Below are 13543 nucleotides of genomic sequence, written 5' to 3' on the forward strand. Positions count from 1 at the left end.
GTTACATTCCCAGCAGAATTTGGATCATGTCATCCGCGGTCTGAAAGACCTTGGCGTTTGCGGCATAAGCCTGTTCAATCAGCAGCAGGTTCTGCATTTCCTCATCGGTATCGACGCCTGCGCGCAGCAATTCCGCCCTCAGGGCATCGCTGCGCGCCGCCGCAAAGGCCGTACCGGCCTCGGCTCCCAGCCGCCGTACCGATTGTGCCGAGGCGATTTCCGATGCAAAGCCGGACAGGCTGCGGGCACCCGGCGACAACCCGCCGGAGGCTTGCAGGCGCACCGCGCTCAGCGATCCCGCAAGGGCTGTCAGCCGTTCGGAGAAACCGCCGGGCCCGGCCACGGCCGCGCCCAACCCTTCGCGCAATCGCCACAATGCGCCCCCGGACTCGGGGACCACCAGAGAATTCAGCTGAATGCGCCCCGCCAGTCCCGCCTCGTCCAGCGGATCAAAGGCCATGCCCTGATCGGTAAACAGACCGGGTGCGCCGGGTGCGCGGGTCGGGTCGACGGCAGTGTCGGTGACCCGCTCGATCAGGTCACGTGCCAGTGCATCCAGATTGGCCTGCGCCTCGGGCACCAGCGCATCGCGCAGCTCAAACAGGGCCGACAACCTTCCCTCGCCCAGACGCCCTCCGGCAGGGGCGGTGCTGAGCGGCTGGCCGTTGACCGTGAGACCAGACAGGCTGCCCGCTGCCAGTGACATATCGGGCGTGATGAGCCCGGTCGGGGTAAAACCGAACTGAACCGGCCGCCCCTCCAGCAGGCTGGTGCCGCCGGCGGTGTAGAGCGCGATCTGGTCATGTTCGCGCGCGATCTCGCGCACTGGGAGGATCGCCGCAATCGAGTCGACCATCTGCTGACGCTGATCCATCAGTGCTGTCGCATCACGCCCCGTCGAGGCAAAGGCCCGGATGCGGGTGTTCAGTTCTGCCACCCCCGTCAGGGCATCGTTGAGCAGCTTTACGTCACCCGCAATTTTCGTATCCGCAGCCTGTCGCTCCGTCTGGATCAGGGTCGAGATTTCGCCCAGACCCTGGGTCAGACTGCGCGCGGCATCGACCACGGTGGCAAGACGGGCATCCGCCTCGGGCCGGGCGGCCGCTTCGATCACCGTCCGTTCGAATGTGGCGATCCGTGCCGACAGGGAGCCGGCCTGATCTGCGGTGCCCAGTGCCGTTTCCATCCTGACCAGAAAGTCAGATGTTGTGGCGCGGCCGCCCTGACTGGCCGAAGCCAGGCGCAGATCCTGCAGCAGCAGGCTGTCGATCTGGCGGGTGACGCCGGTGACGGCGACACCCACACCGGTCTTGCCCAGACTGCGGGAAGACAGCTGCAGCTCGCGCCGCGCATAGCCTTCGGTCAGGGCGTTCGACACGTTGGAGGCCGTAACCTCGGCCATCCGTGATGCGGCGCTGAGACCGGAGAAGGCCGAAGACAGCGCGGAGGAGATGCTCATGACTCAGACCTCAGCGTTTGATATTTGTGGTTTCCTGCAACATCTCGTCGACCGTCTGGATCACCTTGGCGTTTGACGAATAGGCGCGCTGCGTGGTGATCAGTGCGGTCAGTTCCGCTGCGACATCGGTGGCTGACACCTCACGGGAAAAGCCAGCCACGCTGCCGGTCGGCCCGTCGCCTGCGTTCCACAAAAAGAACGCACCCGACTGCGGCGAGACCTGAAAGGTCTGATTGTTCATCGGCGTCAAGCCGTTGAGATTGGGCACATCAACCAGCGGGATCTGAAAGATCCTGCGGACGAAACCGGTGTCATAGGTGGCCAGAATGTAGCCGTTTTCATCAACCTCCACCCCGGTCAGACTGCCGACCGGCGATCCGTCCTTGGTGATGCCGGTCGGGACAAAGGTATCGGCCAACTGGGTCAGCCCGCCCGGCTCGCCGGGACTGCCGATGGTCAGGGTCATCGGGCCGCCGGCAACGGTCAGTGCCACGGTGCCGTTGGCTGCGTCATAGGCCCCGCCCGTTACGGTTGTGACGGTGGCCAATGTTCCGCCCGCGCCCCGCGTATCGTCGAATGCCAGGGTGTATTGCCCCACTATCGCCCCAGCGGAGGCACTGTCGCGGATCACCATGGTCCAGGTGTTGGACGCCGCCGTGGCCGGAGCCACGGGCACGGTTGGAGTAAAGGTGATGTCAAGCTTTTCAGCAGTGCCGAGGTTGCTGTAATATTCAACAGGCAGCGGAATGGGAGCACCGGCCGCGCCGACATTGGTGTCGGTCGCAGGCAGATTGACGCCCAGATTGACCATTGTGGTCGGATCCGCTGCGGTCTGGTTGGCATTGATAATGACGGGTTGCAGTCCGGCCATCGAATCGCGCGGGAACGTCGGGATTTCGCCGCGGATGTTCGCAGGCCAACCCAGCAGCACCAGCCCGGATTCAGTGCGCACGACCCCCGATTCATCCATGCGGAACGATCCGGTTGTGGTCATGATCATCGGCTGCGTGCCCATCGCACCTTCGCCCATGCGGACCGAAGGAATGACCGGCAGCATGCCGCGGCCCGAAACTGCCATGTCCAGCGCATTCGAAGTGCCGACAATGCCACCACGTTCATCAATCAGCCGATGGCTCGCAGCACGAACGCCGCCAGCCGAGTATTTTCCCGCACCACGGGCGTTGCTTATCACCATGCTTTCGAAATCGGCTGCGGCCCGTTTGTAGCCGTAGGTCGAAGAGTTTGCGATGTTGTCGGAGATGGTCGAAAGCTTGGTCGCATTCGCGTTCAAGCCCGCCACACCCGCATTCAACGAGGAAGAAATGGTCATCAATGCCGCCTTTCTACAGTCGATGCCTCTATGTGCCCCGACCCTGCAGCATTGCGATTAACAGCCCGCTAACACCGACAATTTGACGAATCCGGCTAGCGGTCGCGGCGCAGCAACGTCACCTCCAGCCGGTTGTTGCGGATCACCGAAGGGTCTGGCGTCAGCGGCTTGCGGTCGGCAAAGCCGGTCACGCGGGCAAAGCGGCTGTCCTGCACCCCATGGCTGCGCAACAGTTTGCGCCCCGCCTGCGCGCGGTCCGCCGACAGGGGCCAGACCGGATTTTCCTGCATCATCATGGGGTAGCTGCGCACATAGCCGCCGATCGCCAGGTCATTGCGCGTGACCAGCAGCACATCGGCCAGCACCTCTGACAGCTCGCGCAGGGTCTTGGTCGGGATGGCTGTTTCGGCCTCAAACAGCGCCGCCTGCTCCAGATCGAACAGCTCGATCACCAGCCCCTCGTCGGACACGCGGGTCACGACATGGCGCAGCAGGCGTTCCATCGTCATGCTTTCCCCACTGCGCGCCAGCAGCGATTTCTGCACCTCGGCCAGCCGTTCCTCTTCGGCCTGCCGGGCAGCGGTTTCGGAGTCAGAATCACCCCGCGCCTGCCGGTCGGCGGTGGGCTTTACAGCCGAGGCGCCGGTTCCGTTCTGGGCCAGAGTGTTTTCTGCCATCACCGAGTTGCCGCCAAAGGCACCGTCGCCCCCGCCGGAAACCCGGTTGATCGGAATCGTCGGATTGAAATAATCCGAAATCCCCTTGCGTTGTTTTTCCGTCGTCGCGTTCAGCAGCCACATCAGCATGAAGAAGGCCATCATGGCCGTCACAAAATCCGCATAGGCAACCTTCCACGCCCCACCGTGGTGACCGCCGCCCTGGATTATCTTCTTCCGCTTGATGATGACTGGCGCGGCATTTGCTTGCCCTGCCATCACACACCCATGTTTCACACCCGTCTCCCGGTTTACACGTGCGCGGTAAACCGGGGCTTAAAGACTGGTGTTTTAGGGATTTCCCCGGTCGGGGTGGCGAAACACCCCGGCCGATGTGCCCCACAGGCCCTACTCGGCCGAAGACTGGGCCCACAGGTTGATGTCTTCTTCTGCCGCCACCCGGTCGATTTCGGCCAGCTCTGCGGCTGTAAACTCCAGATTGCCGATGGCTCCGGCGCAATCCACCACCTGTTCCGGCTTTGACGCGCCGATCAGCGCCGTCGTGATCTTGCCCTCCCGCAGCACCCAGGCAATCGCCATCTGTGCCAAGGTCTGGCCCCGTGCCTGCGCAATGGCATCCAGCGCCTGCACGCTTTCGATGGCGCGCGGCGTGATCATGCCGGGGCGCAGGCTCTTGCCTTGCGAGGCGCGGCTGCCTTCGGGGATGCCGCGCAGGTATTTTTTCGTCAAAATCCCTTGCGCCAAGGGGGTAAAGGCAATGGATCCGATGCCCAGTTCGCCCAGCGTTTCCCGCAACCCATCCGTTTCTACCCAGCGGTTCAGCAGGTTATAGCTTGGCTGGTGGATCACACAGGGTGTCCCCAGCGCTTTCAGGATCTCAGCAGCCTCGCGGGTTTTCGCGCTGGAATAGCTGGAGATACCGACATACAGCGCCCGGCCAGAGCGCACGATATGGTCCAGCGCGCCCATGGTTTCCTCCAGCGGCGTGTCGGGGTCAAAGCGGTGGGAATAAAAGATATCCACGTACTCCAGCCCCATCCGCTTCAGGCTCTGGTCACACGAGGCGATCAGGCTCTTCCGGCTACCCCATTCGCCATAAGGCCCCTGCCACATCAGGTAGCCCGCCTTGGAGCTGATGATCAGCTCGTCGCGGTGCCCGGCAAAATCGGTGCGCAAAATCTCGCCAAAGGCTTCTTCAGCGCTGCCGGGGGGCGGGCCGTAATTGTTGGCCAGATCAAAATGGGTGATGCCATGGTCAAACGCGGTGCGGCAGATGTCGCGCTTGGTCTGATGCGGCGTATCGTGGCCAAAGTTGTGCCAAAGCCCCAGGCTGATCGCGGGCAGTTTCAGCCCGGATGCGCCGCAGCGGCGATAGGTCATGCGGGAATAGCGGTCGGGGTGGGGGGTGTAAGTCATGGAAAATCCTCCTGTTGGCGCTATCTTTTCACCGGGAAACGGGTTGTGCAAGGTGAACCCAAACCGGCACACGCACGTTGCACAGGGGCAGACAACGGGCATAGATGGGCGCATGAAGCAGCGGTTACTGAAAACATACGATTTCGTTTCGGCCGTCTGGGGCCGGATAAATGACGGGCATTTCGGTCTGATCGCGGCTGGCGTCGCGTTTTACGCCATGTTTGCGGTGTTTCCCGGCCTTGCCGCTAGTGTTGCGATCTGGGGCCTGATGGCTGACCCCAAGGTGATCGAGGAATACCTTGACGTGGGCGAACAGTTCCTGCCCACCGATGCCGCACTCCTGATCCATGATCAGGTGATGGGCCTTCTGGCCACGCCGCGCGCCACGCTGGGGTGGGCCACCTTTGTCTCGCTGATGATCGCGCTTTATTCAGCCCGCGCCGGGGTTTCGGCGTTGATCACCGGGCTCGATGTGGTCAACCGCACCAAGCCCCGCGGCTGGATCTGGGGCTGGGTGGTGGATATCGCGCTGACGCTGGCGCTGATTCTGGCAATTATCGTCGGTCTGGCCACCATCGTTGTAGTGCCGCTTGTGCTGAAATTCATTGACTTTGGCCCGGCAGAGGAGTGGTTTCTGAGTGTTCTGCCATGGGTTGCGATGTTTGTGCTGGTGCTCAGCTGTCTGTCGATCCTGTATCACTTTGGCCCGAACCTGCCCTCCGGCAACGGGCGGCCATGGGTGTCTGTCGGGGTGCTGGTGGCGGCGGTCACATGGTCGGCGGTCAGCTTTGCCTTTTCCGCCTATCTGGCGAATTTCGACAGTTACAACAGGATTTACGGCTCTATCGGTGCGGTGGTGGCGCTGCTGATGTGGCTTTATCTGGGGGTGCTGGCGGTGCTGTTGGGGGGTGCTGTGAATGCCGAGCTGACCGCGCCGCGCAACCGGCAGGCTAACCCTCTGGCGTGAGGGTTGCGACCGCGTTGGCCTGAACTGCGCGCCAATCGCTCACCCGCCCGTCGGGCCAGATCACCCGCACCTCGGCCTGTTCCGCATCGCCAAGGCCGAAATGCTGCGGCCCCCAGATGCCGCTGACATGGCCGCCACCCACGATCACTTCATGCCGTTGCAGATGCTCCCCGGTCCGCACCTCGACCCAAGATCCGATCCCGGTCGGGTTCGGCCCCGGCTGCTCAAGTGCGACGGCCAGCCAGTTGCCCACCGCACCCGCATTGCGCCAGACCTGCACCGGGCCGTTGCGGTTGACCACCACCAGATCCAGCGCGCCATCGCCGTTCAGATCCACCACCGCGCCGCCGCGCGCCGCATGGGTCGAGGCGACACCGGCCTTGTCCGCCATTTCCACAAACACCCCATCCGCGCCCTGCACCAGCAGGTTGTTGGGGTCGGCCATCGCGAAATCCGGCATTTCCCAGACATTGCCCTTGGCCACAAACAGATCGGCCCGCCCGTCATTGTTCACATCGGCAAACAGCGCATGCCACCCGGTTGACGGGCGCAGATCCTCGCCCATGAACGGGCGATGCGCGGTCACGCCCTTGGCCCATGCAATATCGGTGTAATCGGGCAAGGCATCCGGGGCAGGGGTCACCAGCCGTTGCAGCTTGTTATCCGCCATGCTGGTCAGGTAAAACTCCGGGTAGCCATCGGCATCCAGATCGGTGCTGGCAATCCCCATCCCCCAGATCCGCAGCCGCTTCCAGCCCTCGGCTTCGGTATACAGGCGCGGGGCCGCGTCCGGCTCCAGATGCCACATCTGCTCCTGCCCGCCCTCGTAATACTCTCGGTCATTCGACACCCGCAGCGATTTCTTCCCCGAGCCGTTCCAGTCTGTGAAAAGCATCGACAGCGCGCAAAAGCTGGGTGTCAGGGGCAGGGGGGGCGCGTAAGCCGCCCCTGCAGGCCGGTGCAGCCAGTTGTCGGTGCAAGACCCCCAGGGGTAGGCCTCTTCGCGCTGGTTGATGTAATTGCCGATCGCCAGCGTCGGCAGGCTCTCCCCCGCCTCCCACATCGCGGCAAAGGCGGTGGACCACGCATCGCCGCCGTCAAATCCCCAGTCTTCATTCGCGCGCTCGAACCGGCAATCGCCAAGCCCGCGCATCACCACATTCTCTCCCACCCGCAACAGCACCAGATCGGTGATCCCGTCACTGTCTATGTCGATGGGATAGGTGCCCGTCACCGCCTCCATCTCAATCCCGCTCTCCACCGGGGCAAAGGCCAGTGCCCCGCTCGCCCCGCTTTGGTTCACAAACAAGGCGGCAGGTGCGGTGCCACCGGACAGCGCCAGATCGGGCAAGGCGTCGCCGTTGCAGTCGAATGCCGCCACTCCGCCGCCGACCATGTATTCCCATTCGCCGGTAAACTGGTGACTCAGGCCCGAGGGCGTGGTTTCCTCGACAAACTGCGGCACGGTCTGCGCCGCAACTGGTGCTGCACACAGCACAAGGCCCAGAACACAGCCCTTCATGCCAGTGTCCTCAACGCGACTGTATAGGCCCCGATGCAGCGGCCCTGCGTCAGCCCCTGCTCGATGGCCGCGCGGAAGTGTATCCCGCCATAGAGCCGCGAAATCCCGGCCTCATCGGCGGCATCCCAGAAGCTGGCATAGGGCCGCCCGTCCAGCCCTTCCCGTTCATGCGTGAAATCCTCATAGGCGTAACCCTCGCCCAATGCCGCCGTCAGCACCGTCGCCGCAGCTCCCGACACCGTGGAATGACCCGAGGGGTATTCCGGAAACGGCGGCGTGTTCAGCAACGGTTTCCAGCCCTTGTCGATCACACGGTTGATATAGGTCACCGGCCGCAACAGGTTGTAGGTGGTCTTGGCCTGCCAGCAGCCGATGAACGCATCCGCCATCGCGATGCCCAGCCGCGCCATCACATCCACGCTGACCGCCAGCGGCAGCTGCCGCCGCGCAATCAGGTCATTGGCGACAAAAATCCAGTGCCCCGGCGGGGTCGACGACAGCATCGGGTCGTCAGACCAGAACCGCGCGATCAGCGCCTGTTCTTCTGTCAGCGCCTTGGTGGCCGAATAAACCTCCATCGCTTCGGCATAAAACGCCGAGGTGGGGTCTTCGCTATACGCGGGCGGCGGTGGCAAGCTGCAGGTATCACCCGCAGGCATCGCAAAGGGCCGCACAGTGCCCCAGTCGGGCAACAACGGGGCCTGCTGCTGGCGCACCAAACTGGTCGGCACCCAGGCCGCAGGATCATCCGGCGCGGTATAGCTTTCGGGAAAGCCCATGTTTGCGACCACCGCGCCGCCGTCGCCGTCCGCCCAGCCGCAGATATGCGCGGCAATCGCCAGCCCCAGCGCCCGGCTGCGCGCCGCCACATCTTCGGGCAACCCCGCAGTCACCTGTTCATCCAGCTTGCGCGTCATCGTGGCCAACGCCCGCTGACCTGACGGCCCGGTGTTGGCAAAGAAATGCGCGGTCCCCGCCGACAGCGCCGCCTGCAACACCGCTGCCATATCATGCGCGCCCTCGCCGGGCCGGGGCAGGGGCGTCAGCCCGTTCAGCTGCCCCGCCAGAGAGGTCAGCGCCCCATCACAGGCCGCCACTGCCTCATACCCCGTGACCCCCAGATAGCCAAAGGCGCGCGCCGCCACGGGGGGCGAATAGGTCGCCGTGTGGCGGACCAGTTGCAGGGTCAGCTTGGTCCAGTTGGTCAGAACCGGCACCGGGTCGGAGGCTGCCATTACCCGTGAGGGCAACAGCGCGGCGATCCCTGCCGCCGCCCCAAGCCCCAAAACCCTGCGCCGGTCCATCACAGCCTCCTCAGATGTACTTGTTCCACAAGTTCTCCAGCCGCTCCTGCCGACCCGAGACCGGCTCCGGCTCCAGCCCCTCGGCCTCGACCCGCGCCGCTGCCGCTTCCAGCCCGCCTGTCAGCATCGCCTGCGCGGCAGGGGTCTCCCACCGGGCGTAACGGTCGCGGCGATGCGCTTCCATCTCATCCGACTCCAGCATCGCGGCGGCGCATTTCAGCGCCCGCGCACAGGTGTCCATCCCGCCGACATGGGCAAGGATGAGATCCTCGGCATCCAGCGACTGGCGCCGGATCTTGGCGTCAAAGTTGGTGCCGCCGGTGGTATAGCCGCCCGCGCGCAGTATCTCGTAGAACGCCACCGCCTTTTCGGCGTGGTTGTTGGGGAACTGGTCGGTATCCCAGCCCGACTGGTAATCATTGCGGTTCATGTCGATCGACCCGAAAATCCCCAGCGCCGCCGCCATGCCGATCTCATGCTCGAACGAATGCCCGGCAAGGATCGCGTGGCCCTGCTCGATATTGGTCTGGACCTCTTTCTCCAGCCCGAATTCCTTCAGGAAGCCGTACACCGTCGCCACATCGTAATCATACTGATGCTTGCTCGGCTCCTGCGGCTTTGGCTCGATCAGGATCGCGCCCTTGAAGCCGATCTTGTGCTTGTACTCCACCACCTGCTGCAGGAACCGGCCCGCATGATCGCGCTCGGCCTTCAGATCGGTGTTCAGCAGCGTCTCATAGCCCTCACGCCCACCCCAGAGCACATAGTTCTGGCCGCCGAGCTTCATCGTGGCGTCCATGTTCGCCTTCACCGTCGCGGCGGCATAGGCGTAAACGTCCGGGTCCGGGTTGGTGGCCGCCCCGCTCATCCAGCGCCGGTTGGAAAACATGTTCGCCGTGCCCCACAAGAGCTGCGTCTTGTGATCCGCCTGCTTCTGGCCAAGGTAATCAACCATCTCGTCCAGATTGCGTTTGCTCTCGGCAAACGTCGCGCCTTCGGGCCGGATATCGGCGTCGTGGAAGCAATAGAACGGCGCGCCCAGAATATCGAACATCTCGAACGCCACATCGGCCTTCAGCCGGGCCAGATCCATGCTGTCACCAAACCACGGCCGCTGCAGTGTCTGGCCGCCAAACGGGTCGCCGCCCGGCCAGGCAAAGCTGTGCCAATAGGCCACGGCAAAGCGCAGATGATCCTCCATCCGCTTGCCCAGAACCACCTCATCCGGGTTGTAATGGCGGAAAGCGAATTCGCTGGTGGCGCTTGGGCCCTGATAGGTGATCGCAGGGATGTTCTTGAAAAACTCGGTCATGTCAGGCCCTTGATGGCAGATTGTGCATTAAGATGGCGGGCATGGCCCGCGTCGAAGGCGTCTTTGAGCGCGGCGTCGGGCTCGATGACGCGGGCAATGGCGGGCAGGGTGGCCACTTCGGCCCCCGCGCCGGTTGCCGCCATCAGCGCCAGACGGGCGGCGCCAAAGGCTCCGCCAAAATCACCGGCCACCGGCACCTGCACCGGGCAGTTCAGCGCGGTGGCAATGGCGCGTAGCCAGTAGTCAGACTTTGACCCGCCACCGACCGCCAGCAGGCTCTCCAGCCGTGTGCCAGTCGCGGCCAAGGCATCTCGGCAATCGCGGAACGCGAATGTCACGCCCTCCAGAATGGCGCGCGTCGCGGCCGCGCGGTCGGTCGCATGTTCCAGCCCGATGAACGCCCCCCGCACCGAAGCGCTGTTCAGCGGCGTCCGCTCGCCGCCCAGATAGGGCAGGAACAGCGTCTTGCCGGGGGCCTGCAACGCCCCCAGATCGCCGGTCAGGCTGGCGGCATCGCTGCCGGTCAGCTGCGCAAACCAGTTCAGCGCATCGGTACAGGCCAGAATCACGCCCATCTGGTGCCATGTGCCCGGCAGCGCGTGGCAGAACGTGTGCACCGCCGTCGCCGGGTCTGGCTGATAGCCGTCATTGGCCGCAAACAGCACGCCGCTCGTACCCAGCGAGACAAACGCCTCCCCCGCGCGCACCACGCCGACCCCGACGCCCGACGCGGCATTGTCGCCACCGCCGCCCGCAATGACCACACCTGCAGGCAGGCCCCAGCGCGCAGCCAGACCGGCGCGCAGGGTGCCCGACACCTCGGACCCCTCCACCAGCCTTGGCATATGGTCGCGCGTCAGCCCGGTCGCGGTCAGCAGATCATCCGACCAGTCGCGCGCCCCGGTATCCAGCCAGGCCGTGCCTGCCGCATCCGACATCTCGCCCACATGGTCACCAGTCAGCCACAGCCGCAGGTAATCCTTTGGCAGCAGCACCTTTGCCACCTTGTCCCACAGCGCCCGCTCGTGCTTTTGCACCCACATCAGCTTTGGCGCGGTAAAGCCGGGGAAGACGATATTGCCGGTCAGCCGCCGGAACATCGGGTCGTCATCCAGCTCTGCTGCCTCAGCATGGCTGCGGCTGTCGTTCCACAGGATGCAAGGCCGCAGCACCTGATCCGACGCATCCAGCAGCGTGGCCCCGTGCATATGGCCTGACAGGCCAATGCCCTTGACCGCGCCCAGACCATGCGCCGACAACGCATCCAGCACCGTTTCCGCCGCTGCAATCCAGGCATTCGGCGATTGCTCACTCCACCCCTCATGCGGGCGCTGTACGGTCAGGGGGGCAGTGGCCTCGGCCACCACCTCCTGCGTGTCAGACATCAGAATGCCTTTCAGCCCCGATGTGCCCAGATCCAGCCCGATATACATCAATAGGCCTTTGCCGGTTTCTTGCCCATGATGATCATGCCCAGAATGTCGTCATCGGTGACATCCCCGACATTCACGGTGCCAACCCGCTGGCCGTTCTTCATCACCACGGCCCGGTCGCAAAGATCCATCACCGCATGAATGTCATGCTCAATCAGGAAAATCCCCAGCCCCTGCCGCTTCAGCTCCTGAATAAGCTCGGCGACCATCTGGGTTTCCTGTGGCCCCAGCGCTGCCGTCGGCTCGTCCATGATCAGGATCTTGGCGTTGAAATACACCGCCCGCGCAATCGCCACCGATTGCCGCTGCCCGCCCGACAGGGCCGACACCGGCACGTTGAACTTGCGGAAGTTCGGGTTCAGCCGCGCCATGATCTTGCGCGTCTCGGCCTCCATCTGGGCGTCATCGACAAAGCCCGCCGCCGTCACCAGCTCGCGCCCCAGAAACAGGTTCGACGCCGCATCCAGATTGTCGGCCAGCGCCAGCGTCTGATAGATCGTCTCGATATTGTAATGCCGGGCGTCGCGCGGATTGCTGATCTCGGCCTTTTCGCCGTTGATATAGATCTCGCCCGCATCCTTCTGATAGGCGCCCGACAGGCACTTGATCAGCGTGGATTTGCCCGCGCCGTTGTGGCCCAACAGGCCCACAACCTCGCCCGGATGCAGGTCGATGCTGACGTGATCGACAGCCTTGATCCCGCCAAAGGAAATCGAGATGTCGCGCATCTCGACCAGCGGTGTTCCTGTGTTCGTGGTCATGTCTGCCTCCTCACTTCGTGCGGGCGCGGTAAAGGTTGTCAAGATAGACGGCGAGCACCAGCACCATGCCCACCACGATCCGCTGGATCGCGGCATCAAAGCCGATCAGCACCATCCCCGATTGCAGCGACTGCATCACCAGCGCGCCCAGAATGGCCCCGTAAATCGTGCCCACGCCCCCGGCCAGCGAGGTGCCGCCGATCACCGCAGCCGCGATCACATAGAGCTCATCCAAAGTTCCCAGCGCGTTGGTGGCGCTATTCAGACGGGCCGAAGCGATCACCGCCGCGATCCCGGTCAGCGCGCCCATCAGCGCAAAGATCTTCAGCGTCATCCAGCGAGTGTTGATCCCCGCCAGCGCCGCCGCCTCGGGGTTGCCACCGATGGCAAAGACATAGCGGCCAAAGCGGGTGCGGGTCATCAGAATGGTCATCGCAATGCCAACCGCCATCATGATCAGCACCGGAATGGCAAACCCGTGTGAGACAAAGGCATCTTCCGGCAAATCCAGACGGCGCAGAATACCAACCGGCAGCGGATAGGCGTTCATCAACAGAACCGCCCCGACAATCGCACCACAACCGATGGCACCCAACGTCACCTCAGCCCACATCGGACGCTTGGGGAATTCGTGCTTCACCCGTTGCTTGCGCCCCTGCACCAGCAACCAGACCACGCCCGCACACCCCAGCGCGCCGACAATCCAGCTGCCGGTCGCGCCCACATTGCCGCCCGGACCGCCGCCCAGCAGCGCGAATGTGCTGTCGACCGGCGAAATCGTCTTGCCGCCATTGGCGATGAACGCCATCCCGCGCCAGACCATCAACCCGCCCAGCGTCACGATGAACGACGGAATGCCGCGATAGGCGATCAGCCAGCCATGAAACGCGCCGATCAGCGCGCCCAGGGCAATGCCCACCGCGCAGGTGATGATCCAGATCGACCAATGGCCCAGCCCCAGGATCTGCGGCAGCACATCGACCTGCAAAATCCCCATCGTCATGCCCGTCACCCCGATCAGCGAGCCGACCGACAGGTCAATGTTGCGCGTTATGATGACCAGCACCATTCCCGTCGCCATGATCCCGATACTCGATGTCTGCACCGACAGGTTCCACAGGTTGCGCGGGGTCAGAAACGCGCCATTGCCGTTCACAATGGCGCCGTACATGTGAAACCCGCCCCAGATCAGCAACAGGGCGGCCAGCATGCCCAAAAGCCGGGTGTCAATCTCGGTCGCGGCCAGAAAGCGCTTTACCGGATTGCCGCCGACAGCCGTATGGCCTGGCGTCACGGGCGGGGCAGAAAGGGGTGTCTTGGTCATGGCATCGTCCAACGCTTGGGGGACAGGGGCATCTTGCA

The 13543-nt window shown here is 63.8% G+C and carries 11 protein-coding genes; 1 reads left to right on the forward strand and 10 read right to left on the reverse strand.

All coding sequences use genetic code 11. The features are described from left to right. Window position 1: 1 nt before the first annotated feature. From flgK to mgrA, 4 genes are all read right to left on the reverse strand, one after another. Window positions 2-1459, reverse strand: a complete 1458-nt coding sequence (gene flgK / locus D1012_RS00610) for a flagellar hook-associated protein FlgK (RefSeq protein ID WP_118149414.1) — start codon at window positions 1457-1459, stop codon at window positions 2-4. Between the two features lie 10 nt (window positions 1460-1469). After that, window positions 1470-2789: a flagellar hook protein FlgE gene (locus D1012_RS00615; RefSeq protein WP_118149415.1), complete on the reverse strand. Its 1320-nt coding sequence runs from the start codon at window positions 2787-2789 to the stop codon at window positions 1470-1472. A gap of 95 nt (window positions 2790-2884) precedes the next feature. Continuing rightward, entirely contained in the window at window positions 2885-3724 is an 840-nt protein-coding gene (locus D1012_RS00620) for a flagellar motor protein MotB (RefSeq protein WP_118149416.1), read from the reverse strand. Between the two features lie 129 nt (window positions 3725-3853). After that, complete coding sequence (gene mgrA / locus D1012_RS00625) at window positions 3854-4882, reverse strand: L-glyceraldehyde 3-phosphate reductase (protein ID WP_118149417.1); 1029 nt, start codon at window positions 4880-4882, stop codon at window positions 3854-3856. 112 nt (window positions 4883-4994) lie between these two features. Between mgrA and D1012_RS00630 the strand changes: the two genes are divergently transcribed. After that, entirely contained in the window at window positions 4995-5849 is an 855-nt protein-coding gene (locus D1012_RS00630; protein WP_158569131.1) for a YihY/virulence factor BrkB family protein, read from the forward strand. Here the strand turns inward: D1012_RS00630 and D1012_RS00635 are convergent. Genes D1012_RS00635 through D1012_RS00660 form a run of 6 tightly spaced genes read right to left on the reverse strand, consistent with a single transcriptional unit; the run spans window position 5833 to window position 13505 of the window. Next, window positions 5833-7371, reverse strand: a complete 1539-nt coding sequence (locus D1012_RS00635) for a CRTAC1 family protein (RefSeq protein WP_118149419.1) — start codon at window positions 7369-7371, stop codon at window positions 5833-5835. The two genes, D1012_RS00630 and D1012_RS00635, sit on opposite strands and share 17 nt — an antisense overlap. After that, window positions 7368-8675 carry a vanadium-dependent haloperoxidase gene (locus D1012_RS00640; protein WP_199489422.1) on the reverse strand — a complete coding sequence of 436 codons (1308 nt, stop codon included), beginning with the start codon at window positions 8673-8675 and terminating at the stop codon, window positions 7368-7370. The genes D1012_RS00635 and D1012_RS00640 overlap by 4 nt, the downstream gene beginning before the upstream one ends. Window positions 8676-8685: 10 nt before the next feature. After that, window positions 8686-9987, reverse strand: coding sequence for a xylose isomerase (xylA, locus tag D1012_RS00645; protein WP_118149420.1), 1302 nt, complete (start codon window positions 9985-9987; stop codon window positions 8686-8688). Then, window positions 9984-11420, reverse strand: a complete 1437-nt coding sequence (xylB, locus tag D1012_RS00650; protein ID WP_118149421.1) for a xylulokinase — start codon at window positions 11418-11420, stop codon at window positions 9984-9986. The genes xylA and xylB overlap by 4 nt, the downstream gene beginning before the upstream one ends. Then, window positions 11420-12181, reverse strand: coding sequence for an ATP-binding cassette domain-containing protein (locus D1012_RS00655; RefSeq protein ID WP_103334254.1), 762 nt, complete (start codon window positions 12179-12181; stop codon window positions 11420-11422). The genes xylB and D1012_RS00655 overlap by 1 nt, the downstream gene beginning before the upstream one ends. 10 nt (window positions 12182-12191) lie before the next feature. Next, window positions 12192-13505, reverse strand: coding sequence for a sugar ABC transporter permease (locus tag D1012_RS00660; RefSeq protein ID WP_118149993.1), 1314 nt, complete (start codon window positions 13503-13505; stop codon window positions 12192-12194). Window positions 13506-13543 lie beyond the last annotated feature (38 nt).

It is taken from the genome of Pseudotabrizicola alkalilacus, assembly GCF_003443995.1.
In the GTDB taxonomy this organism is placed as follows: domain Bacteria; phylum Pseudomonadota; class Alphaproteobacteria; order Rhodobacterales; family Rhodobacteraceae; genus Pseudotabrizicola; species Pseudotabrizicola alkalilacus.